The sequence below is a fragment of the Photobacterium leiognathi genome (assembly GCF_030685535.1).
GTDB classification, from domain to species: Bacteria; Pseudomonadota; Gammaproteobacteria; order Enterobacterales; family Vibrionaceae; genus Photobacterium; species Photobacterium leiognathi.
In genome coordinates this window covers 323002-345313 of the sequence record NZ_CP131599.1, presented here as the reverse complement: position 1 = coordinate 345313, position 22312 = coordinate 323002, and the positions used below count along the sequence as shown (strand labels likewise).

The 22312-nt window shown below is 40.0% G+C and carries 23 protein-coding genes and 4 tRNA genes; 5 read left to right on the top strand and 22 right to left on the bottom strand.

Features of this window, described 5'->3' with window-relative positions:
* Nucleotides 1-24 precede the first annotated feature (24 nt).
* From gloA2 to Q7674_RS01595, 4 genes are all read right to left on the bottom strand, one after another.
* Nucleotides 25-411 (bottom strand): SMU1112c/YaeR family gloxylase I-like metalloprotein, encoded by a 387-nt coding sequence (gloA2, locus tag Q7674_RS01610; protein WP_045064148.1) that lies wholly within the window; start codon nucleotides 409-411, stop codon nucleotides 25-27.
* Nucleotides 412-434: 23 nt separating this feature from the next.
* A complete protein-coding gene (locus Q7674_RS01605) occupies nucleotides 435-956 on the bottom strand; it encodes a leucine-rich repeat domain-containing protein (RefSeq protein ID WP_045064149.1) in 522 nt (173 codons plus the stop codon).
* A 30-nt stretch (nucleotides 957-986) separates the two neighbouring features.
* Nucleotides 987-1202 carry a DUF3820 family protein gene (locus tag Q7674_RS01600; RefSeq protein ID WP_008988808.1) on the bottom strand — a complete coding sequence of 72 codons (216 nt, stop codon included), beginning with the start codon at nucleotides 1200-1202 and terminating at the stop codon, nucleotides 987-989.
* Nucleotides 1203-1291: 89 nt separating this feature from the next.
* Nucleotides 1292-1924: a fumarylacetoacetate hydrolase family protein gene (locus Q7674_RS01595; protein WP_045064150.1), complete on the bottom strand. Its 633-nt coding sequence runs from the start codon at nucleotides 1922-1924 to the stop codon at nucleotides 1292-1294.
* A 280-nt stretch (nucleotides 1925-2204) separates the two neighbouring features.
* Between Q7674_RS01595 and Q7674_RS01590 the strand changes: the two genes are divergently transcribed.
* Nucleotides 2205-2615 carry an META domain-containing protein gene (locus Q7674_RS01590; protein ID WP_305422361.1) on the top strand — a complete coding sequence of 137 codons (411 nt, stop codon included), beginning with the start codon at nucleotides 2205-2207 and terminating at the stop codon, nucleotides 2613-2615.
* A gap of 45 nt (nucleotides 2616-2660) precedes the next feature.
* Here Q7674_RS01590 and Q7674_RS01585 read toward each other — a convergent pair whose 3' ends face one another.
* The 3 genes from Q7674_RS01585 to Q7674_RS01575 form a co-directional block, all read right to left on the bottom strand.
* Nucleotides 2661-3203 (bottom strand): NUDIX domain-containing protein, encoded by a 543-nt coding sequence (locus tag Q7674_RS01585; RefSeq protein ID WP_305422359.1) that lies wholly within the window; start codon nucleotides 3201-3203, stop codon nucleotides 2661-2663.
* A gap of 65 nt (nucleotides 3204-3268) precedes the next feature.
* The gene (locus Q7674_RS01580; protein WP_305422357.1) at nucleotides 3269-4957 is read right to left on the bottom strand and encodes an asparagine synthase-related protein; all 1689 of its coding nucleotides are present in this window, start codon (nucleotides 4955-4957) and stop codon (nucleotides 3269-3271) included.
* Nucleotides 4958-5167: 210 nt separating this feature from the next.
* On the bottom strand, nucleotides 5168-5701 hold the full coding sequence (locus tag Q7674_RS01575; RefSeq protein WP_008988803.1) for a Dps family protein: 534 nt from the start codon (nucleotides 5699-5701) through the stop codon (nucleotides 5168-5170).
* Between the two features lie 254 nt (nucleotides 5702-5955).
* Here Q7674_RS01575 and Q7674_RS01570 point away from each other — a divergent pair, with 254 nt between their 5' ends.
* Both Q7674_RS01570 and Q7674_RS01565 read left to right on the top strand, forming a co-directional pair.
* The gene (locus Q7674_RS01570; RefSeq protein ID WP_045064151.1) at nucleotides 5956-6879 is read left to right on the top strand and encodes a M14 family metallopeptidase; all 924 of its coding nucleotides are present in this window, start codon (nucleotides 5956-5958) and stop codon (nucleotides 6877-6879) included.
* Nucleotides 6880-7011: 132 nt separating this feature from the next.
* Entirely contained in the window at nucleotides 7012-7491 is a 480-nt protein-coding gene (locus Q7674_RS01565) for a methylated-DNA--[protein]-cysteine S-methyltransferase (protein WP_305422354.1), read from the top strand.
* 58 nt (nucleotides 7492-7549) lie between these two features.
* Here Q7674_RS01565 and Q7674_RS01560 read toward each other — a convergent pair whose 3' ends face one another.
* The 3 genes from Q7674_RS01560 to fabV all read right to left on the bottom strand — a co-directional run bounded on the left by Q7674_RS01560 (nucleotide 7550) and on the right by fabV (nucleotide 11296).
* Nucleotides 7550-8776: a hypothetical protein gene (locus Q7674_RS01560; RefSeq protein ID WP_045064153.1), complete on the bottom strand. Its 1227-nt coding sequence runs from the start codon at nucleotides 8774-8776 to the stop codon at nucleotides 7550-7552.
* 346 nt (nucleotides 8777-9122) lie between these two features.
* Nucleotides 9123-10049 carry an alpha/beta hydrolase gene (locus tag Q7674_RS01555; RefSeq protein WP_045064155.1) on the bottom strand — a complete coding sequence of 309 codons (927 nt, stop codon included), beginning with the start codon at nucleotides 10047-10049 and terminating at the stop codon, nucleotides 9123-9125.
* A gap of 32 nt (nucleotides 10050-10081) precedes the next feature.
* The gene (fabV, locus tag Q7674_RS01550) at nucleotides 10082-11296 is read right to left on the bottom strand and encodes an enoyl-ACP reductase FabV (protein WP_305422595.1); all 1215 of its coding nucleotides are present in this window, start codon (nucleotides 11294-11296) and stop codon (nucleotides 10082-10084) included.
* A gap of 296 nt (nucleotides 11297-11592) precedes the next feature.
* On the opposite strand from fabV, the gene Q7674_RS01545 reads away from it, so the two are divergent.
* Nucleotides 11593-12207 (top strand): murein L,D-transpeptidase catalytic domain family protein, encoded by a 615-nt coding sequence (locus Q7674_RS01545; RefSeq protein WP_023934498.1) that lies wholly within the window; start codon nucleotides 11593-11595, stop codon nucleotides 12205-12207.
* A 232-nt stretch (nucleotides 12208-12439) separates the two neighbouring features.
* Nucleotides 12440-13081, top strand: coding sequence for a murein L,D-transpeptidase catalytic domain family protein (locus Q7674_RS01540; protein WP_052679880.1), 642 nt, complete (start codon nucleotides 12440-12442; stop codon nucleotides 13079-13081).
* A gap of 295 nt (nucleotides 13082-13376) precedes the next feature.
* Here the strand turns inward: Q7674_RS01540 and Q7674_RS01535 are convergent, their stop codons facing one another.
* From Q7674_RS01535 to Q7674_RS01480, 12 genes are all read right to left on the bottom strand, one after another.
* Nucleotides 13377-14000, bottom strand: a complete 624-nt coding sequence (locus tag Q7674_RS01535) for a MarC family protein (RefSeq protein WP_023934782.1) — start codon at nucleotides 13998-14000, stop codon at nucleotides 13377-13379.
* Between the two features lie 628 nt (nucleotides 14001-14628).
* Nucleotides 14629-14704 (bottom strand) — tRNA-Asn (locus Q7674_RS01530).
* 7 nt (nucleotides 14705-14711) lie between these two features.
* Nucleotides 14712-14796, bottom strand: a tRNA-Tyr gene (locus Q7674_RS01525).
* A gap of 7 nt (nucleotides 14797-14803) precedes the next feature.
* Nucleotides 14804-14879: transfer RNA gene (locus Q7674_RS01520), tRNA-Thr, on the bottom strand.
* 45 nt (nucleotides 14880-14924) lie between these two features.
* Nucleotides 14925-15015 (bottom strand) — tRNA-Ser (locus Q7674_RS01515).
* A 174-nt stretch (nucleotides 15016-15189) separates the two neighbouring features.
* Nucleotides 15190-15423: a hypothetical protein gene (locus tag Q7674_RS01510; RefSeq protein WP_023934785.1), complete on the bottom strand. Its 234-nt coding sequence runs from the start codon at nucleotides 15421-15423 to the stop codon at nucleotides 15190-15192.
* Nucleotides 15424-15520: 97 nt separating this feature from the next.
* Entirely contained in the window at nucleotides 15521-15712 is a 192-nt protein-coding gene (tatA, locus tag Q7674_RS01505) for a twin-arginine translocase TatA/TatE family subunit (RefSeq protein WP_045064907.1), read from the bottom strand.
* Between the two features lie 11 nt (nucleotides 15713-15723).
* Nucleotides 15724-16011 carry a hypothetical protein gene (locus tag Q7674_RS01500; RefSeq protein ID WP_045064905.1) on the bottom strand — a complete coding sequence of 96 codons (288 nt, stop codon included), beginning with the start codon at nucleotides 16009-16011 and terminating at the stop codon, nucleotides 15724-15726.
* Between the two features lie 125 nt (nucleotides 16012-16136).
* Nucleotides 16137-16832 carry a response regulator gene (locus Q7674_RS01495; protein WP_045064903.1) on the bottom strand — a complete coding sequence of 232 codons (696 nt, stop codon included), beginning with the start codon at nucleotides 16830-16832 and terminating at the stop codon, nucleotides 16137-16139.
* A complete protein-coding gene (locus Q7674_RS01490; protein ID WP_305422346.1) occupies nucleotides 16825-18291 on the bottom strand; it encodes an ATP-binding protein in 1467 nt (488 codons plus the stop codon). The genes Q7674_RS01495 and Q7674_RS01490 overlap by 8 nt, the downstream gene beginning before the upstream one ends.
* 157 nt (nucleotides 18292-18448) lie before the next feature.
* Nucleotides 18449-20311, bottom strand: coding sequence for a potassium transporter Kup (locus Q7674_RS01485; RefSeq protein ID WP_305422343.1), 1863 nt, complete (start codon nucleotides 20309-20311; stop codon nucleotides 18449-18451).
* Between the two features lie 317 nt (nucleotides 20312-20628).
* Complete coding sequence (locus tag Q7674_RS01480; RefSeq protein WP_045064898.1) at nucleotides 20629-22098, bottom strand: MFS transporter; 1470 nt, start codon at nucleotides 22096-22098, stop codon at nucleotides 20629-20631.
* Nucleotides 22099-22312 lie beyond the last annotated feature (214 nt).

Genomic DNA, 22312 nt, shown 5'->3' with positions numbered 1-22312 from the left:
TTAAAGATAAGACGGATACTTTTATTATGCTTGAGCGTATAACTCTAACGGTAAACCATCAGGATCACTGAAAAAGGTAAACGCTTTACCTGTAAGTTCATCAATACGAATGTCTTCCACTTCAACGCCTTGCGCGACTAAATAATCGACCACACTATGGATATCTTCAACCACAAAAGCCAAATGTCGTAACCCTTGCGCTTCAGGGTAACTTGGCCTCGCTGGTGCATCAGGAAAAGAGAACAATTCTAACTGGCTATCATCAGGCAAACGTAAATCCAACTTGTATGACTGGCGTTGCTCACGATAGGTTTCATTGATCACTGTCAGTTTCAAGATCTGAGTATAAAAGTGCTTTGAACGGGTATAGTCAGAACAAATGATCGCAACATGATGAATACCTTTTAGCATGATGATTTTCCTTATAACGTCGCTTACTTGCTTGGTCCATTACTAATGAATATTTTTGAAAATGGCTCCACGAGTTGAGGATTTTGGTGAATATCTACGTTACTCAATGGATTACCCTCATAATTTAAATACGTTAGTTCTTTATTCTTTCTAACATCTAAATCAGTTAAGCGATTAAAACTGACATTTAGCACTTTTAATTGCCTGTTACTTTTCACTTTCAACTTATTCAATAAGTTATGCTCAAGGCTCAGCACTTCTAAATGTGGATTATCACTCACATCAAGCTTGGTTAGTTGATTACGAGATAAATCTAACTGCTTTAAATTTTTAAAGTTACTTAGTTCTTTGATTTGTGAAATATGCTGACCTTCGCATTTTAACTCGGTAATTTGCTCGCTATAAGCTTTACCTTGCAGGATCACGCAACGTTTAAAATTAGGATCAACAAAAGGAATATCACTGATATTGGCATAGTGCTGCGCACAACCTGAAAGAGCAGAAAAACCTAACACAGCCATAACGGATAATAATATTTTTTTCATATCGATTTCTTTTACGTCTAAAGGAAAGCATTAATCACGTCGTAATGGGCGGATAACGCTTTCTAACCCCTCAATTTTAAACTCTAAGGCCAACGCCATTAATGTGCCTAGCTCTCCCTCTGGAAAGCCTTTTTTCTGAAACCACAATAAATATTCTTCAGGTAAGTCAATCAACACCCGACCTGCATACTTACCAAATGGCATTTTCATATTAGCCAATTTGATCACGTGCTCTTGTTGAAACATGATTCTATTCACTTTGAAAAACAGCCAAACATTGTAGCAATGCTTGGCTGAAAATATGCGAGTTTTTTGTAAAGAAGAAGACTGTACCGTTAATCTAAGGCAAGCCAAGATTCTGAAACAACGCGTTGGTTATCCATATATAAACTAGCAGTATATTGCGCACCAGCGCTAAGCATACCGACCCCTTTAGGTGTTCCGGTCATCACGATATCGCCATCTTCAAGGGTCATAAACGATTGGATTTCTTTTAATATCTCAGCAGGTTTTGTGATCATTTGCGCTGTGGTTCCACGTTGTAACACCTGCTGCTGTTGTTCGAAAACCAATTCAAATTCAATGTCATTGATATTCGCTAGCGGTACAAAGTCACTAAACAATACTGATCCATCAAACGCTTTTGCACGCTCCCACGGTAATCCTTTTTGTTTCAGCTCACTTTGTAATTCTCGCTTGGTGAGATCTAAACCTACACCCGCTGCAATAAACTGCCCTTGTTGGTACATCAAACAGATTTCGGCTTCATAATGTAAAGGAGCTTGTCCATGATATGTATTAAGCGCATTGGATATTGCAGAGTTCGGCTTTACGAACAATACTAAATGAGACAGGATTTCATTGCCCAGTTCGTGTATGTGCTCAACGTAGTTTCGCCCAACACATACAATTTTTGACGGTGTGATTTGTCGCTCTCCTGCGGGTGAGCTCAATGTGATGCTCTGCATTAATTCATCATCCTTTATTATCTACCCTTTAGCGTATTCACATTTTTATGAATACACAAAAATATACAAATAAAAAAAGGATGCCGTTTACATTTTTATTGTTATTTGTCACACTTCACCACCTGCTGAGCTTTACTGTTCATATGACTTTTTTAGTTAGCAAGACACAAAACATCACTGCGTTACCCTTTGCATATCAGACCATTGACCGTTGTCTGTTTCATCGTCGTCATAATCTATATCTAACGCGCTTTTCTTGCTGTACGACACGAGAAATATAATGAAAAAGATTTTTTTTGGTACTTTTTTACTGACTTCACTGTTAACTGGCTGTAGCACAACCCCTAAAGATGTTGCAGCACTTCCTAGTACATGGGCAGTAAGTGCTATTGACGGCCATACTCAGTCGGTTGATGCGCTACCAGCTAAGCCTGAATTAGTGATTGATCAGAACTTCAATGTGACTTATCAAGGCTGTAACACCCTAACTGGTAAGCTAACGTTAACAAGTAACGATTTACTAACTAAGAAATTAGCATCAACACGTAAAATGTGTATTCAGAACGAACAAGCGACAGTAGATGGTTTCGTTAAGAAAATGCTAACAGGTCCTTCTGATTACCTTGTTAACCAAAACACACTGATCATTAGCTCAGATCGCCATACTGTTACTTTCAAAAAAGTAAAATAAATCAAAGATTATTAAATAAAAACGGAGGCTAATCGCCTCCGTTTTTTATGCATTAACTGTCAGTAATTCTTTCGCAATAAGCTTCAGTAAAAACGTTTCACGTTCTATCGACATCCCTTTTTTCTCTGAATGCTTAATCGTTGCTTCATTATGTGCAATTGCATCAAAAATATTGATCCACACAGGTTTCATACCATTTTTGATTTCGTAATCTTCAAAACGTGTCGCACCCAGTTCTTTATCAATAGTACAGACGTAACAGTATGATTTCATATACACAATATCGTGTTCAGATTTGTACCAAGGACGATATTCATCGTATTGACCAAATGGCTTGATATCACGAATATTCTTTGCACCGGTTTCTTCTTCAAGCTCGCGAATGAGCCCTTGTACTTTATCTTCACTAGCATCAATGCCACCACCTGGCAAGGTATAATCATGGTAGCGCTCTGTGTAAAGCATCAAAATATCTTCACCATTTAACACAATGGCACGTGCCGCATCTCGCTGAAAAATACTTAGCTTCGTCGTTTCAAAATCAATATTTTCCAACTCAGGATGAACAGATAATTTTAAAAATCGCATATAACGCAGAACTCATAACCGTCGATAATTAGGCTGCGTATTCTAGCCAACTCTGATCCGGATTACTAATGATGAGGCTTTAACACCTTGTTCATGCGCTTTACGACATTAAGAGTAGACTCACCACTATGTAAGCCTAGTGCCGTCAATAAACAATTCGCCCCTAAATAATGTCGATGATAAAAGTCACCTTTAGCATCAAATAATGTTTTCACCCCAATATTGACTAGATTAAGTTTATTCTTCACATTCTCAGTTAATTGCCATTTGCTAAGTGCAGATAAACGATGATCTTTTAAAGGGCAAGTCAAATGCCCCGGATAAGTCTGCCAAGGCGTTACTAACGCTTCAGAATAAGTATGATTAAGCCACTTCATATAGAGTTGATGCTTAACTGCCGACGAGACAGGCAAAGCAAACATAACACTTAACACGGCTTTACTGTAAAACGGTAAATGAAAGTCCAATCTAAATTTATCGAGATCTTCTAGTGCTGGTGCTATGTGTTGATGCTGATCGTTTTCCCATAAAAATAGCTGGAAGGCTTTTTCCAATGGCAAATGTGAATATTGCTCTAAGCACGCCACAATATTTTGCTCTAATTGATGCTGGAGCATTTCTCCATCTTTTACCATCCGTTTAGGAATATAAGCATGTTGATGTTTCAAATATGCTTTTGCTACCGATACCGGATCATCTTTAAAGCAAGCCGACAATATTTCATCATCACAAAACACCATACCAAGGCATACACTGCCACCATTTCCTGACCACACTAACCTTGGACGTTCGACTTGTTGATAAAATGGATATTGTGTTGCTCGCCAATAACACCCGAGCCTTTGTTCAATACTTTGCTCTTGAGTGTCTCTAACATTCACTATATGGAGTGGAAAATCATGGAGCTGTGCGAAAGCTTCAGCATAGACTTCATCTTGCGATCGTTGATAAGAAAAATTTAAACATTCAAGTTGTACGCCTCGTTTTAAAAGTTCGGCGACGATAACACGCGAATCTAGTCCTCCCGATAACGTACTAACTGCATGAATATCATCACCTAAGCACAAATCAACGGCTTGTTTAAAAGCGCGATCCAACTGCAAGATCCCATGACCGTCTTCCAGACAATTAAAAGGCATATCTGCCCATCGGAAATAGCGACTACGTTGTATTCCTTTGGTCGTAAATGTTAGCTTTTCACCTGGCGATAATGAGTGTACTTCGTTGTAATGTGTTTTATTTCCTAATGGATAACCCACCACTGCATATTCTGTTACACCCGCTAAATTAGTCGTTAATTTAACGCTTAACTTATCAAATAAGCGTAAACACGAACTAAAAATCACCCCACCTTTATATTGCATATAATAAAATGGACTAATCGCCAAAGTGTCAGCAAACACATTAACAATATGTTGTTGTTTATTATAATTTAATACGCAATAAGTACCTTGAGCATCTGCCAATAGTTGGGGGTAATTCTCTGGATTATGTTGCAGTAAACAATTCACATCTTGCGTTAGTGATGGCGACATTAAGGTATGCCCTAAGACCATCGCAAAACGTAAATGATTTTCAGCCCAATTCGCCTCTCTATGACAATCAATCGCCACACGGCATAGATATAAATGATTATCAAAATACTCATGACGAACATCTGTTGGATTACGTGATAGGTGCTGAGCGATCTCTTTTTTGATGAGTAAAAAGTCTTGGCTCCAGCGATCTGAAATAACACCTGCAACAATACTCATTTATTTCTCCCACAGTGATAAATGAGTATTAGCAATAACTAAACCAACTTTTACACGACAATAACCTAATGATTTATAATAACTTTCGTTTAGTTATTGTAAATTTATATCATCACTTACACGCATCTTGCTAAAAATAGGCATAAAAAAAGCTTCTCTAATCAAGAGAAGCTTTACTCATAGCATATTTAATACTGTTAGTTTCACCGATCAATGACGGTATGATTCATAAAGGAACCAAACACGACGCTCGGTTTGATCAATCCAATCATCAATCATACTCACTGAAGAATAGTCACCACAGTCATCACATAAAGTATGTGCGGCACGAAGTTCTGCTGCTAATTGTTTATTGTCTTCGCAAAGCTCTGCAAGCATATCAGCTGGTTCAACGTAGTCAGCATCATTATCTAAAATACGCTGCATTCGTGAAATTTCACCGATAGAACGTAGTGTTTTACCACCAATTTTACGAACACGTTCGGCAATATCATCTGTCATCGCGAACAATTGAACGCTCTGCTCATCAAGCATTAAGTGATAATCGCGGAAATGTGCACCGCTCATATGCCAATGGAAGTTTTTGGTTTTCATATAAATAGCAAAAACATCAGCAAGGATCGCTGTTAGTGCACCACTGATCTCTTTAGTCGCGTCTACACTTAAATCTGTAGGTGTGGCTAGAGGACGAGTAAGGTGTTGTTTGGCATCTTCAATTTGTGATTCATTCAAGATAGTACTCATCGTCTTCTCCAAAATAGATAATTTGTAACAACGAAATCACTATATCCCTTTTGATTTGTATGACAATAGTGCTTTATTGCAACTTAATATTTACCATAATGCATATATAAACACTGTTGAAATATTAAACTGGTTCACTGCACTATAACCAGTCGTTATGGCTAAGGTTTATATAACCCACAAGCATTTACCTTAATTTCCCCACCTGATACTCTCTACCTATACTCATAATAAATTTATAAATAGGTACCGCCATGAATAATTCATCTACCTACCATATCGGTAAAGCTGAAACACCGTGGGGAAGCGAAGAAAAAGCACAATGGTTAGCAGAAACAACCATTAAGCGCTCTTATCTTGAGCAAGTCGTGACGAAAATCGATGCCTTAAAAGATAAATTCGATATCACTCAATACGGAGCACTGTCTTACGCTCCTGAAAAATACCCGCTTTTTTCTATCAAAACCCGTAACTGGGATGAGAATAAACCAACGGTATTAGTCACAGGTGGTATTCACGGTTACGAGACCAGTGGTGTTCATGGCGCATTAGCATTTATGGCGTTAGAAGCAGACAACTACAGCAGTGATTTCAATATTCTTATGGCACCTTGTGTGAGCCCTTGGGGTTATGAAACTATCAACCGTTGGAATCCAAATGCTGTCGATCCAAACCGCTCATTTGTACCTAACAGCCCAGCAGAAGAATCAGCAGCATTAATGCAGTTAGTACAAGATCAGAAAACCTCTTTCTTGGCACACATTGATCTGCATGAAACCACTGATACGGATGAATCAGAGTTCCGCCCAGCCTTAGCTGCACGTGATGGTAAAGAATACATTGAAGACAGTGTGCCAGATGGTTTCTATGTAGTGGGTGATACTGAAAACCCACAAGATGGGTTCCAAACAGCCATCATTGATGAAGTTCGTCATGTCACTCATATTGCACCACCAGATGACAATGGTAATATTATTGGTGAGCCAATCACTCAAGAAGGCGTAATTAACTACCCGCTAAAAGCGTTAGGTTTGTGTGCTAGCGTGACAGACGCTGCTTATACGTCGACAACAGAGGTTTACCCAGATAGCCCACGTGTTACAGAAGAAGAATGTAACATGGCACAAGTGGCGGCAATTAAAGGCGCATTAGATTACTTAAAGCAACACGCTAAGTAACTCTTTACCCCGCTAACCTTGCAGTCATCGCTCTGGGTTAGCGGCTTTCTCCTGCTCTCTCGCTGATTTGAATAACTCGCCAATCTTGCTCATAATGGCGGCATCATCCACACCATTATTGGATCTGGCGATATGGATATCTTTTTCAAACTCATCGATAGCCCATTTGGGAAAATCACTATTACTGCAAACGATACTGCACTATTAGCGGTGTGGTTTGAAAGCCACCACATCCCCTCTCTTCATAAGGCAACACTTAACCCTGAACATCCCATTTTGCGATTGTGTGAACAACAATTAACAGAATACTTTGTTAGTCAACGCCAGCAATTTTCACTTCCCATCGCTTTTCAAGGCACCGCATTTCAACATCAAGTATGGCAAGCATTAACTACCATTCCTTATGGTGAAACTTGGCATTACCAGCAATTAGCGGATGCAATTGATAATCCGAAAGCTTGTCGTGCAGTTGGCAGTGCTAATGGTAAAAATAGCTTATCGATTGTCGTTCCTTGCCATCGCGTGATCACCAAAAGTGGCGATTTAGGAGGTTACGCTGGCGGTTGTAATATCAAACAAAAATTACTCGATTTAGAGCGCCGATTTAAATAGTGCTTTCTTATATACCCAAGTGACTTAAAGAAGCATCTATATCAGGGTTTCTTTGCGATTAGTCTTTTATGCTGTTGATGATCTCACACCATGATGTCCCCGGTGGGATTGGCGTTGCTTCAAGCACAACAGTAAATCTTAATGATAACTCTATCTCTAGTAATGCTTCTGCGACTAAAATCATTCGTTCATAAACTAAAGGATCAAACATCCGCCCAGTTTGCCCCCACTCCACGCTATAACGCTCACAGCCCTCTGTCATTTGTTCGTTTTGCGATAAAAACAAAAATTGATCTTGTAGACCCCAATGTTCATGCATCATGTAAGACTGAAATAACATCGCAAGATCTTCTCTTCGATTGGAATAACTATACAGATCACTCGCTCCTTCCGTTTCAAAGTGTGCGCCCGCTTGAACAGCGGTTAACTCGCTAACAGCATCACTAGGCGATGCGCCTTGATATAACACATCTGCCACATTAAACAGCAGTGCATCGTGTAACGGCAATTGCTCATAAAGAGATTGATTTAAAGGTGTTGTCGCAGTGATATTTTGATAAATCGTGCGTTTAGGTGATAACGATGAAAATACTGACGGTGGCAAAAGATCATTAGCATGAGCTAACTCATGAACCAATAAACGAAACAATGCAGGTTGTAATTGTTCTATTGTACGAGTGGTATTACGAGCGGAAAAAGTATCGCTGAACCACTGAACAGGGATGCCTGCACTGTCTACGTTTTGGCGAACAGCAAGAAAAGAAACATTGGCTTGGAACTGATCACGAAAATCATTTTTGGGTACGATTGTTAGCCATTCCTCTTCATCTCGCCACAGGTAACGCGGATCAATATAAATTGTCGCGGTATTAGCGCTATAAAACGACGGACGTATATCATCTGCAATCACAATCGCACTCACTGAGCGAAATAGCGGTAACAATGACGATGGCAATGTGGATAACACAGATAAAAAACTCTCTGACATCCAAGGGTGTGAAACAAACAGACGCTGTTCGATATCACTGATCGTCAGTGGTGTATTTTTCTCAACACCCAATGGTGGAAATTGTTCAAGTAAACAACTCTCGCGATAATGTTGAGCACAAGCAAGGTGCGAGCTATTAGCATTAGATGAAAACGCGACAAGTTGAGAAAGCTCAGGAAAACCTTCTGCATTATCAGCGATGGTTTGATGGCTACTATCATTACATGCAGCTAACAATAGGCAAAAAGACACCGAATAAAGCACAGCCAAACCACTTTCGAAAAACGTTTTCAGCATAGCTACTTACCCATTTTAAAATGATTACAAGCACCTTAATGTTAAGTGTAGTGAAGGTATGATCAGGGCAAGTATCGGTTATAACGCAAGGCTAAAGAATATCGTGATCAATGTTCACTATCGGAGATATTCCAGCTAACAAATATTGACTAAGAAGCGAATAAATCTATTCTGGATAAAGGCAACAGAGTGGCATTTCGCCTAATTTGTTGTTGCCTATTTTTAACTACGGAAGGTGTTAGATGGATTTACTAAGCGGTTTATATGCACTACTTGAGTCTTTATTTGAATAAAATGAACAACACAACCATATCGAGTATTAAGCCGTAATTCATCGTTACGGCTTTTATTTTTTTAAGAACGTCGCTATCGCTTTATACGCCTGTTCACACTCTTTTTTCGTTATATTTTCCATATTCAAAAACGCATGGATCATCTGCTCAAAATGGACATGTTCAACGTTCACCTCTTGCTTTCTTAGCGCTTCGACATACGCTTTACCTTCATCTTTTAACGGGCAGAACTCCGCTGTGATCATCAAGGTTTCTGGCAATGCCATACTATACGGCCCCCATACAGGTGAGGCTTGACGGCGATCTTCGTTATGTTGGAAGTAATTAGAAAAATACCAATCCATTCGTGACTGTTGAAGTAAATAACCCACCCCATTTTGATTCACAGAAGGAAAGCTTAAGGTGTAATCAAGGCTTGGGTATATCAACACTTGCTTCGCGATCTCGATACCATCATCAAACTGCGCCATACGGGCTAAGGTGGCACATAATGCGCCACCAGCAGAGTCACCAGCAATAGACAATTGAGGAATAAAGTTAAGTTCGCTTCGAACCAAGGCTTGTAACAGCGATTGTAAAACCAAATACCCATCATCAATGGCAGCGGGATAAGGATGCTCAGGTGCTAAACGGTATTCGACCGAGACCACAATATGCTCACTGTGTAATGCCAGTTTACGACAAATTGGATCATACACATCCACACTGCCAGCCATATGCCCACCACCATGAAAGAACAACAATACAGGTAAAGCTTGCTCTGGCTGAGGATGGTAAATTCGCACAGGGATACGCTCAGCAATTACGGTATCTTTAACCAGCGCAATGTCTGGAATATCTGTCACCAGCTCACGGGTAATGGTTGCTAGCCCCTCACGAGCCGTTGCAACCGTTAATGGCATACCACTGGCAATGGCACCATCCATCAATAAGTTAAACGTCTTTAACCATTGTTCTAACGAGGCAGTTAACTGGCGCATATTACATCCTTAGTATAGCCCTATAATCGTTACTAGGGAGTCAGACGAGACAAAGCATCAAGGTCAATGGACTGAGTATAATCAACTGTCGAGTATCCAAAACCATTAAGTGCTAAAAAAGCCGATTTGTATCCCGCATAATCTCCCACTTGTTTGAAATTATCGACATTCATTTGTGCCATTAATCCATCTACTTGCTGTTGGACTTCAGGTTTTAACTCCCAGTCATCCATTCGGATCAAACCATTTTCATCAGCAAGTTCTAACTTATCATCGCATTGAGATGGATAAACCTTATCGGCAAATAAGCGCTGCATTTGCTCAATACAGTCTTCATGCAAACCCAATTGTTTCATGACTTTAAATAAACACAGTATGTAAGGCGAAAATGTCGGAATAAACACACTAGCTTTAGTCACTAACGCTTTACACACCGCAACATTCGCTTGCCCATTAATACGTTGGGACAATTGATGATTTAATGCCTTAGCCGTTTGATGCAAATGTTGCTTTGCAAAACCTAATGTCCCGTGATGGTAAATGGGATACGTCGATTCAGGGCCAATATACGAATAGGCTAACGTTTTAGCGCCTGTTGCGAGTAAATCTTCGGCTAAGAGAAAATCTATCCATTCTTGCCAATCTTCACCGCCCATGACTTTAGTCGTTGCCAGAATTTCATCTTCATTTGCAGCAGTTAACTCAGCGGGTACTAAAGTCTCTTTTTCTAAATCAACACTGAAGCCAGAGAAGTTTTCACCAACCGTTTTTAAGCAAGAACGCCACATTTCGCCATTTTCAGGATTTGGTCTTACACCTGTTGCTAAGCTATAAATCACCAAATCTATTTGACCATCAAACTCATCACGGATCATCTGCGCTACTTGCTGGCGTACTTGCGGTGAAAACGCATCACCGACAATGTTTTGTGCGATATAGCCTTGTTGCTCGGCAGCTTGCTTAAAGTAAATATTATTGTACCAGCCTGCAGTACCCACACCTTTCGCACTAGGACCACGCTCAAAAGAAACACCCAATGTTGCCGCCTGGGCACCACCAAAGGTCAGAGCAATACGAGAAGCTAAGCCAAAACCCGAGGAAGCCCCTAAAATCAACACGCGTTTGGGGCCATGCGTTATAGGTATGGCAGATTGGACAAATTTAATTTGCTCTTGCACAGCTTGTTGGCACCCATAAGGATGTGCTGTTCGTGCTACAACACCTTGAATTTCAGGTTGAATCACCATTATTGCTTCCTCTATATTCAAATCGTCTATCAACACTTTCTTTTCCAGCATGCCACAATCAGGAAAACTAAAACCATGGTCGTCACCGCGAACGCCACGATTTTCACTTACTACTGTCAAAAAACAGCCAATCAAAACCGGATACACAGTTAAAATGATTCATATTTGCATCAAAAATTATTAACAAAAGTGTTTTTTTACACTATTGAGTCCAAAAACAATAACGCTTGGTTTATTTCATTTATTTGCAAACTGCAGACTAACTACCACACGATAATCTTTTGCAGGAAGCAATCATGAAGGTATGGATGACAAGTTTGATCATCATGCTGCTCAGTGTGAGTCATGCCAGTTACGCGGCACACACCATCAACCAGCAAGCAAAAATCATTTATGACAAAACCAAATTAGGAAAACACTTAAAGTACGATGTTTTTCTCACCGCATATAAAGAACATATGCGCGTTGCAGATAAACCAATTATGTCGATCATTGACTACAGTAAACCTTCCGATCGCCGTCGCTTTTTCATCATAAATACCGAAGAGAAAAAACTGCTTCATCACACTTTCGTTTCTCACGGTATCAACAGCGGCGATCTCTACGCCACCAAATTTTCTAATATTGTCGATAGCAAACAAACCAGCTTAGGCACGTTTCGTGTCGCTGAGGCCTATCACGGTAAATATGGTATTTCACTTCGTCTTGATGGCATGAGCCCATCTAATTCAAACGCCAGAAAACGCGCCATTGTTTTACATGGTGCAAAATATGCAGAACCTGCCACGATCAAAAAATTAGGCATGTTAGGACGCAGTTGGGGCTGCCCCGCTATCCCAATGCAATTAGCTGCTAAGGTAGTAAATTTATTAAAAGAAGGCGGCTCAATTTACGCACATGCTAAGGGGTAATTTGCTAAATCATTCGCAAAATGCGATCAATGCAACTAGCATTACATTGTTGGTTGCCTTTTTATCTTATTCTATGAATGACGATCCTTTTGCTAACACAAGCCAGCCTTACCCTTCAGTTCATAAGTTAAAATACTGTCTTGCCTTTTAAATAGTTGGCATAAAATATTCATAGCTTTCTTGTTAAGGGCCATCACAGAGCAGATATACACGAGCAAAGCAGGAGGGAGTTATGATATTTTCACCTTTTTTCCTTCTTAAAATCAGATACTTAATCATTGCAATTTTTCTATTTGGCAACCACGATGCACTAGCACTCAGGGCGACGCACGCATGGAAAGTTTACGATCATGCCAAACTACAAAATTACGTCGATTTTGATATTTTCCTTAATGCCTATCGTGAACATCTCCGCGTTGCCAACAAACCTATCATGTCTATCATCGATTATTCTCAACCTTCCGATGCCAGGCGATTTTTAATTATTGATATCGAAAAACGCGCATTACTCCATCGCACTTTTGTTGCTCATGGCATTAACAGCGGCACGTTATATGCCACAGAATTTTCAAATACGATCAATAGCCGTCAAACCAGTTTGGGAACCTATCGTGTCGGTGAGGTCTATTACGGTAAATATGGTATTTCCCTACGTTTAGATGGCATGAGCCCAAGTAATTCCAATGCACGTAGACGCGCTATCGTATTGCATGGTGCTAGCTACGCAGAACCTAATGTGATCAATGAAATCGGTATGTTAGGCCGCAGTTGGGGATGCCCAGCCATTTCCCCTGAGATCACATCAGAAGTGGTTGAATTACTCAAAGAAGGTGGGTCGATTTATGCCCACGCACATAATCATCGCAATGGTTAAGTATTACTGAAACAACGAAAGCACAAGTAATAGTAAAAATATCGCAGCAATAAACTTAATTAACATTCCCAGTGAAGCGCCACCTTTAGGGGCTTTATTACAACAACTCATCGCGTTTTCTCTATTAGTGCCAATCAAGGTAGGTAAGCATAAAGGTTACACTAAGAGGAAGGTCAACGATAATTTCATCAGCAACGCAATAAAAAAGCTGAGGGCTAATGCCACTCAGCTTCAATACTTGGTTTAGATATCAGACGCTCGCCTGTTCATCCGCACCATAAACTTATCTGTTTAATCACTTAGCGCTAAATAATACGATCGTATCGTGAACGCCTTGGATCCCCATCTGCATACCAATCACTGTTAAAATTAACCCCATTAAACGGGTAATTATACTGATCCCACTCTCACCAATTTTCTCGATCATTTTAGGACCATAAATAAAGCAAAAGAATGTGATCACACATAACAGAGCGAATGCGGAAACGGTAATTAAAATGTGGAGCATACCGCCTGCTGCTGAGTAGTTCATGGCTGTAGCAATGGTGCCAGGGCCTGCAAGAATAGGCAGTGCTAATGGTGATATCGCAATATCGGTATTGCCATCTTCTTTACTGGAGTGCATCTTAGAGCTGTTACCTTGCAACATATGATAACCCACTAGAAACACTAAGATACCACCAGCTAAACGTAGTGCTGGTAAGGTAATACCAAAGACACTAAAGATCCCTTTTCCTAAAAAACAGAAGGCAGTAATAATACAAAATGCCGTAACAAGGGCTTTAAAGGCAATCGCTCGTACTTGCTTTGCAGGCATTCCCCCCGTCATTCCTACAAATACTGCCGTGTTTGCAAACGGGTTCATCATTGCGAAAAAGCCCATAAACACAGTGACTGCGACTGTCATTAAGTCGTGCATGTTACCTCTCTATTAATTAATGATATTTAATCCGATCAAATGCATATTATTTAATAATAGAAAATTAGCAAAACATATATCAACAAAATCAAACAACTTATTAATATTTAAGCTATTTAATCAGCACAAACGCCACAATAAAGCAGCAAATCAGCATTAAAACAAACAACTATCAATACCGTTTCAAAATAAAAACAAAGACATAACCATATGATTTAAATCACATTTATTTTAATGGCGATAGAGTATTTCAATTCAAATAAGACAAAAGCAACCCATCGGCAAATGAAAAAACAAAAAGATATTGAAAACACTCTAAATTCTGTATTTATGCAACTGCAGCAATAGATTCACTACGTTATGATGTTTCCACGGTTGAAGACAACGGAATTCCCCACGGAGGGGACAACCTCAGTAGGCTGATATAGGGATGGTAGCCACATAACTATGGATGGCACAGCTTCCGCAGGTTGTTGAAAGGATTTGTTCAGGATGAACCAACCGCCTTATTCCCCAAATAGGAATATTACCCATGGAATGGTCTGAATAGTGATTTTTGTTTTCTATTCGATGGTTTTAGTTGCTGATCTACAAAAAAAGCCCGCAATTGCTTGCGGGCTTTTCTATTTGGCTCCTCCTGCTGGACTTGAACCAGCGACATACGGATTAACAGTCCGCCGTTCTACCGACTGAACTAAGGAGGAATTGTAATGGTGGTGGGGGAAGGATTCGAACCTTCGAAGGCAGTGCTAGCAGATTTACAATCTGCTCCCTTTAGCCACTCGGGAACCCCACCGAAATAATGGTGCCGACTACCGGAGTCGAACTGGTGACCTACTGATTACAAGTCAGTTGCTCTACCTACTGAGCTAAGTCGGCACATTAATTCGTGATATTGCCAAGCCTAAACTCAACAATGAAATATGGCGGAGAGATAGGGATTTGAACCCTAGATACGCTATTAACGTATGCTTGTTTTCAAGACCTATGCTTTCAACCACTCAGCCATCTCTCCGTAAGTGCGGTGTATGATAGCGATCACAGTTTCGATTGTAAAGCCCTACAAAAACTGTATGTTCAAGTTTTACTCACAATCCGATAATTTGAAGCATCACCCAGCAATCTTGTGCAATCAATGAATTTTGTTGTACAAAATCTCAGCGCTATAAACTCGAACTTAACATTTACATCAGATTTCACTATCTAAAAAAGCCTGTATTTCTGTCTGAACACGACTAAATTCAGCCTCATCCAGATAATAAGAATTATCGGAAGAGAAATGTAAATCATCTTGCTTTAAGCAAATGTTAATCACGCTTTGATCAGCAAAAAACAACATAATAAATGCGCTATCAAACTCTACTCGTAAAATCGCTTCTTTATTCACTGTTAAATTATTATCAATAATTAATCCGCGTTTCATAAGCCATGCCTCCAAACTGATCCTATGTTCGCCATAGCGCATTTCAGCTAGATAAATAGAGAGGCAAAATAATATTGTATTTTTTGCAAATCATTCATTAACGTATTGTTTCTTCGGTTTCTTTCTCAATAGCAGCGGCGGCTTTGGTTGGCTCATCTTTTACCGCATTCTGAAAGCCTTTTAACGCATAACCCAAATCACTGCCTAGAGTTCTTAGTTTCTTGGTGCCAAACAATAAAACGAAAATTAAACCGACAATAAGCAGCTTACCAACGCTGATCTCACCCATGATATGCCCCTTTATTTCGTCGCAGTTTGTTGATGGTGACTACGGTACACATCAGACTCATAACGATCTTTCAGTGCTGCGAAAACAAAAACCGCTGAGAAAAACACGCTAATCACGTCTTTTGCAAAAACAAACTCAGGATAAACATGGGAGATAAATAAGTGGATCAAACACCACACAGACGCAATCTGCAGACCCAGTGTCACCAACTGCTGCCAAGTTGGTTTTAAATAACCATTACGTGTGACCATCACAATAAAAAAGACTACTGCCAGCAACATTTCAATACCAAATAACATATAACATCCTCATAACTATAACCTTATGAGATGGTATAAAGTTTGTTCTAAGGTTTATGTAAGAAATGCTAGGTACAGTATAAATTTTTTATAAAGATGCTACGTTCTCTTTGTTTTAACTGGCTTTAATCATCAGCAATTAGCCGATATCCGACCCCATTTTCGGTAATAATGTATTTAGGTTGTGCTGGTGAAGATTCAATTTTGTGGCGAAGCTGGGCTATGTGAATACGCACATAATGTGCATGCTCGGTATAGTTACCACCCCACACTTCTTTTAAGATCTGCTTATGTGTTAAAACCTTGCCCATGTTCTTCGCCAGTAGAGTAAGGATCTTATATTCTTTAGGCGTTAGCTTGATGCTTTCACCATGATGAGTCACGGTTTGCATGGCTAAATCTAATACCACGTCACCAAAACGATATTTGACCACATCATTTGCGGTATTGTGGGAATGTAAACGCAACGCCACACGAATACGTGCCAGTAACTCTTCACTACCAAAGGGTTTAGTTAAATAATCATTCGCCCCTGCATCTAATGCTTGGACTTTATCCGCTTCTTTGTCACGGGCAGAAATCACAATGATCGGCGTCTCTGTCCATATTCTTAACTCTTTAGTGAAATCTAACCCATCAGCATCCGGTAAGCCCAAATCCAGTAGCACCAGATGTGGCGACCAGCTAACTATTTGCTTTAACCCTTCTTGGGCTGTCTCAACAGTTTTGACACTATAACCATGCCCTGTAGTAAGAATATCTAAAAAGCGACGAATGGGCGCTTCATCTTCAATGACTAATATCTTGATATCACTATTCATAAATGTCTGCTAAATCATATTTATCGCAAGGAATGGCAACACTAAAAATACTACCACCACCAGCACGAGAGGTAACGTTAATCGTGCCGTTATGGGCTGATACGATCAACTTACAAATGCCCAACCCTAATCCTGTTCCTTTTACTTTGGTGTGCTCTGAGCGATAAAAACGTTCAAAAATACGTTGAGTATCTTCAGGGGCTACGCCACAACCTCGATCAGCAATATCAAATAGAAAACAACCGTCGTGATACCCTGTTGAGATATCAATAGCCGCTCCAATCGGACTATATTTGGCGGCGTTTTCAATAAGGTTTGCCATGATCTGTTCAATCAAGGCGTAATCAAGTGAAACCAACATGGTCTCCCCAGTTAACTTGATCGGATGAAACTTCACCAACTGCTCTACCCGTTTAGTCGCACTGCCGATGATCTCTTCAGGTTCTACCCAATCACGCTTCGGAACCAAGGTTTTAATACTATACCGACTAATATCTAATAACTTCGTTAGGCTGCGATTTAAGCTATAACCTTCTTCTGCAATCGACTGCAACAGCTCCTTTTGGGTATCCGCAGGCAAACAAATATTAGGATCGCTCAACGTCGTGGCAGTACCAATAATGGAGCCTAATGGGGTTTTTAAATCATGAGAAACAGCCGCTAATAAGGTGTTTCGCATTTGCTCTAATTGATTAGCTTCTTTAACTTGAGTTAATGCGTTATTCGCTTCTGAACGCGCTAATGACAAACTGAGCAGCGTTGTCAGAATCGGATTAAACAACTGCCCTTGCTCGGTTTCGATAACCAATACACCGAACAAGCCTGACTCACCATTTAACGAATGCAAGGTCACTTTGTTCGATAACATTTGACTCAACGATTGCCCAGTTTGTTTGAAATGATCAACAGCAGAATAAAAGTCGTCAGCTTGCAAACCATGATGAGAGGCTAAGCAAAAGAGTTGAGGCGAGAACAACCAGATCTGAGCTTTAAACTGCCCATGACGTTCTAAATGGGCAATGGCTGATTGAGCAATGGCTTGGCTTTCATTGAGCGACGCCAGCTCAGAGGCTAATTCGTAATTACTTTTTAACTCAGATTTTAACTGCTTATTTTTATTGATTTCACGCTGCTGCGATTGAGTGATTTTGACGGCGAACACACCGCTGAATGCCATCACTGTAAAGGTAATGATGTGCTGATAATTTTGAAATTTGAATGAGTTATGCTCCGGTAAGACAAAAAAGTGAAATGCCACAATACTGATCGCGGTGATCACATACGCTAACTTTTGTCTTAGCCAAAAACCACTGACAATATTGAGTAACAACAACAACATGGCTGTATCTGTTTCAATGATCACATCACGAAACGTTACTCCAAGGTAAGTGACGAAGATATAAAGCACCAGCAAGACAGCAGTTTTATTCAGATCATTCCAATTTATACGGCTAAACATGGGGTTCGCTATTTGTATTGCAACCAAACCGAGATAATACGCTTTAGGTATACCTCGATAAAGGAAAAAGAGCTTCTACTGTTATCCTCAATATAAGGAAAACAGCAAAGCCCTTTTGATTTGTCGCTTAGATGCAGAGCTTAAGATTAACGCAAGATCAAATCTCCATGTGCACCCCAATCTCAATCAAACGATCTTGCGGTACATGCAATCGCTCAGAGGTACGCAGCGCATTGCGACTTAACAATATAAACAGTCGAGCCTTTAAATCATGCCACACTGTACTAGGTTTTAATTTCATTCGTTCAGACGACATGAAGAACACCGTATCAACTTCATGTAACGTAAATCCTTTGCAGTTACAGGCTGTGAATATTTGATCAATATCCAGTGATTCTTGGTACCCAACATAAGCGATCATCTGCCAAAACGAGGGAGAGATCTGCCGTACTTCCAAACGTTTTAACGGATGCACTCTTGGCTGTTCAGGGTACTTAAACGTCAACAACACATTACGCTCATGCAAGGTTTCGTTGTATTTCAAGTTATTGACCAGCGATGCAGGCACATGATCTTCATTACGAGTTAAATACACCGCAGTGCCTGATGCTCTCGGCCAATCTTTTTGCTCAAGCTCGTTAACCATCGCCTCAACAGATAATGGCTGTTTGGTTAATTGACTAATTCGCTCTCGTTCTAAATACCAAGTCACCATTAATAGAAACACAATCGTGCCTATGGTTAAGGGTAGCCAACCACCATCAGAAAACTTCAACGATGTTGAGATAAACAGCAATGAATCATAAAGCAGCATCAAAACCGCATATTGGATCACAACAACTAGCTTCCATTGCCACAAATAACGCGCCACCACGATAATAAACAGTGATGAAATCAACATGGTTGCCGTTACAGCTATCCCATACGCTGCCGCTAATCGTGCCGAGCTACCAAAGGTGATCACCACGGTAATAACCAACACAAACAATAAAAAGTTAGCCAATGGCACATAGATCTGACCTTGCGATTGATGCGAGGTGTGATGAATTTGTACTGGTGGTAAAAAGCCCAAATTCACCGCTTGGCGAGTCAATGAGAAAATCCCTGAAATCACAGCTTGTGAAGCAATAATGGTGGCAAACGTCGCTAAAATCACTAACGGCAGACGTAACATCTCAGGTGCTAACATAAAGAATGGGTTATCAATATCACCAGTTTGTGACAACACCAGCGCACCTTGCCCATAATAATTGAGCACCAAACACGGCATCACAATAAAGAACCATGCCAAGCGAATCGGCTTGATCCCGAAATGCCCCATATCAGCATACAAAGCTTCAACACTGGTCACAGCTAATACCACCACACCTAAGGTAAACAAGGTCGCGGCACCGTGATTGATAATAAAGGTGAAGGCATATTGAGGATTGAGCGCATACAGCACGGTGGGGTTTTTAATAATGCTCAACACCCCCAATAAGCCAATGGTGGCAAACCACAGCAACATCACAGGCGCAAATAAGCGTCCTATTTTGCCTGAGCCGTATTTTTGAATCGCAAATAAGCCGCAGATAATAGTGACTGCAATCGGTAAGATCATCGGCTCAAAGCGACTATTAATCACCGTGATCCCTTCAACCGCAGATAGCACCGACATCGCTGGCGTAATAATGGCTTCACCAAAGAAGAAACCTGCCGCCAACATGCCCAAAAATAAAATGCCTTTCTTCAAGTGAAGCGGAGCAACGTTATGCGCTAATGATGTCAGTGTCAGTACCCCACCTTCCCCTTTATTGGAAGCCCGTGTTACTAACGCTAAGTACTTTATGGAGACCGTAATAATAAAGGTCCAGAAAACGAGTGAAAGAATGCCAAAAACGTTCGCTTGGTTAATGGCTATTGAGTGTGGCCCTTCAAACATTGCTTTGAAGGCATACAGTGGGCTGGTTCCAATATCACCATACACAATCCCAATAGACAGGCACGTGAGTACCAATAAAGACTGCTTTTGATTTTGCATTACTAATTTTTATGTACATCCCATTATTGGGTGGCACAGTACCTCGTAAGAAATAGGAAGCACGCAGGGTAACAAGGCAAATATAAAGAAAGGGTAATAATTGAAGTCAGTGATATAAAGAAAATATAAATTTTGTTTATTTAAATAACAAACTGAATAGTTGAAATACAATAAATTTCGTGCCAATTTTCCAGTACTAAATATATTATACAATGTTCAAATGGATTTTCTAGAAATAAAAAAAGAGCGTAAGTGAAATACTTACGCTCTTTTTTCAATAGTTATATTTTCAATATTCTTACTCGTTAAGAAACGAATTAAATATTCTCAATATTCTTACCTGATGTTTCAAAACGGTATTTGTATGTTACCCAAGCACCGAGTACTGATGTCACCACTAAGCTCAACAGTAAGTTAAATACGCCGATTTCATGCATTAAGATCGGGAATAAAAAGGCGGTTAAAATTGCACCTAACTTAGCAATAGATGCTGCAAAACCAGCCCCTTTCGCACGAATTTTAACGGGGAATACTTCACCTGAAATCAAATAAGTCTGTGCATTCGGACCTAAGTTGTTCATAAAGTTAAACAGCATAAAACCTAAGAACAACACATATAATTGATAGTCACCCTGCAACTTAATCGATACCGCAGCAAAGGCTAAACCTACCGCACAGCCAATAAAACCGTAGATTTGCAGCTTCATACGACCAATGGATTCAGAGTAAATGATGGCGCAAATCACACCAACAATCAGTAATGAATCAATTAACGCCGTCCCTTTTGCCGAATAAATAATATGAGCAATCGTGCTGTGTAGTGCATCTTGACCCGCTACTGCGACATGCGGATCCAAAACTGAGGCTAAAATTACCGGGGTAAAAATACCGATACCATACGTGCCTAAGTCCTGAATAAACCAAGGAACAGAAGCTAAGATCGTTTTTGCACGGTACTTTTCTTTAAACAGTTTCTTATAACCGCCAAGCCAAGTATGTGCTTCCTCTTCTTCGAGATATCGCACTGGTGACAACGGCATCACTGATTTAGGATCTCGATTTAACAAACGCTTGAGAGACTTTTCAGCCTCTTTTTCACGTCTTTTCGACATTAACCAGTGCGCACTTTCTGGAATAAAGAAACGTGCAACAGTGATCGCTAAAGAGGGCACCAATGCCAAAATATACATTAAACGCCAAGCATTAATATCATCAACATAACTCAACACCACGATACCTGTTAGTATGCCCATCAGCACACCAATAGATTGAAACGCAAATGCGCCGAGTACCAGTTTGCCTCGGTTTTTAGTCGGAATGCTCTCCGATATCATCAAGTGTGCGGTTGGGTAATCACACCCTAACGCCAAACCTATACCAAAGTTAAACAATAAAATCATGGCATAAGACTGGCTAGATGCCATGCCAACCAAGCAGAGCGAGAGTAATGCCATCTCAACAATGAACATCTTCTTGCGACCATATAGATCCGACAATCCACCCAGCGCACTAGCACCAATTAAAATACCAAAAAGTATTGAAGAGCTTAATGTACCTTTTTGAAATTCCGTTAAATGAAACTGTAGTGTGATCAGGGGTAACGTTAGCCCCATCATGAACACAATCATTCCTTCAAAAAACTTTCCAAACGTTGCCAACAACCAAATTCGCCATTGAACCTTTGTCATTGATAAGAAAAAGCGGCTTGACACTTCTTTCCTTAATGAAGTGTCATCAATATAGTTTTGGATAGTCTTTTGACATTGAATATCTAAATTTTGATTCATGTTAAAATCAACAATGCTTATAGTCTGTCGACCAATATAAGTATTAAAGGTGCGGCTATATAAACACAGACCGGAGTAAAAATATAAAAGATATTTTTAATTAGCTGTTCAATGAATCAAAACATATAAAAAAGAATATATATAATTATGACTAATTAAAGAGTGGTTATGATTATTAATAATATAATTATCATACAGTTAAAGTGGTTATTTC

Coding starts and splice junctions, on each gene's coding strand:
- Q7674_RS01485 (WP_305422343.1), bottom strand. CDS start 20,311: ATGCAAAATCAAAAGCAGTCTTTATTGGTACTCACGTGCCTGTCTATT.
- Q7674_RS01560 (WP_045064153.1), bottom strand. CDS start 8,776: ATGCTGAAAACGTTTTTCGAAAGTGGTTTGGCTGTGCTTTATTCGGTG.
- Q7674_RS01510 (WP_023934785.1), bottom strand. CDS start 15,423: ATGAAACGCGGATTAATTATTGATAATAATTTAACAGTGAATAAAGAA.
- Q7674_RS01480 (WP_045064898.1), bottom strand. CDS start 22,098: ATGAATCAAAATTTAGATATTCAATGTCAAAAGACTATCCAAAACTAT.
- Q7674_RS01575 (WP_008988803.1), bottom strand. CDS start 5,701: ATGAGTACTATCTTGAATGAATCACAAATTGAAGATGCCAAACAACAC.
- Q7674_RS01545 (WP_023934498.1), top strand. CDS start 11,593: ATGAAGGTATGGATGACAAGTTTGATCATCATGCTGCTCAGTGTGAGT.
- gloA2 (WP_045064148.1), bottom strand. CDS start 411: ATGCTAAAAGGTATTCATCATGTTGCGATCATTTGTTCTGACTATACC.
- Q7674_RS01565 (WP_305422354.1), top strand. CDS start 7,012: ATGGATATCTTTTTCAAACTCATCGATAGCCCATTTGGGAAAATCACT.
- fabV (WP_305422595.1), bottom strand. CDS start 11,296: ATGGTGATTCAACCTGAAATTCAAGGTGTTGTAGCACGAACAGCACAT.
- Q7674_RS01580 (WP_305422357.1), bottom strand. CDS start 4,957: ATGAGTATTGTTGCAGGTGTTATTTCAGATCGCTGGAGCCAAGACTTT.
- Q7674_RS01605 (WP_045064149.1), bottom strand. CDS start 956: ATGAAAAAAATATTATTATCCGTTATGGCTGTGTTAGGTTTTTCTGCT.
- Q7674_RS01500 (WP_045064905.1), bottom strand. CDS start 16,011: ATGTTATTTGGTATTGAAATGTTGCTGGCAGTAGTCTTTTTTATTGTG.
- Q7674_RS01490 (WP_305422346.1), bottom strand. CDS start 18,291: ATGTTTAGCCGTATAAATTGGAATGATCTGAATAAAACTGCTGTCTTG.
- tatA (WP_045064907.1), bottom strand. CDS start 15,712: ATGGGTGAGATCAGCGTTGGTAAGCTGCTTATTGTCGGTTTAATTTTC.
- Q7674_RS01600 (WP_008988808.1), bottom strand. CDS start 1,202: ATGTTTCAACAAGAGCACGTGATCAAATTGGCTAATATGAAAATGCCA.
- Q7674_RS01495 (WP_045064903.1), bottom strand. CDS start 16,832: ATGAATAGTGATATCAAGATATTAGTCATTGAAGATGAAGCGCCCATT.
- Q7674_RS01535 (WP_023934782.1), bottom strand. CDS start 14,000: ATGCACGACTTAATGACAGTCGCAGTCACTGTGTTTATGGGCTTTTTC.
- Q7674_RS01590 (WP_305422361.1), top strand. CDS start 2,205: ATGAAAAAGATTTTTTTTGGTACTTTTTTACTGACTTCACTGTTAACT.
- Q7674_RS01555 (WP_045064155.1), bottom strand. CDS start 10,049: ATGCGCCAGTTAACTGCCTCGTTAGAACAATGGTTAAAGACGTTTAAC.
- Q7674_RS01595 (WP_045064150.1), bottom strand. CDS start 1,924: ATGCAGAGCATCACATTGAGCTCACCCGCAGGAGAGCGACAAATCACA.
- Q7674_RS01570 (WP_045064151.1), top strand. CDS start 5,956: ATGAATAATTCATCTACCTACCATATCGGTAAAGCTGAAACACCGTGG.
- Q7674_RS01585 (WP_305422359.1), bottom strand. CDS start 3,203: ATGCGATTTTTAAAATTATCTGTTCATCCTGAGTTGGAAAATATTGAT.
- Q7674_RS01540 (WP_052679880.1), top strand. CDS start 12,440: ATGATATTTTCACCTTTTTTCCTTCTTAAAATCAGATACTTAATCATT.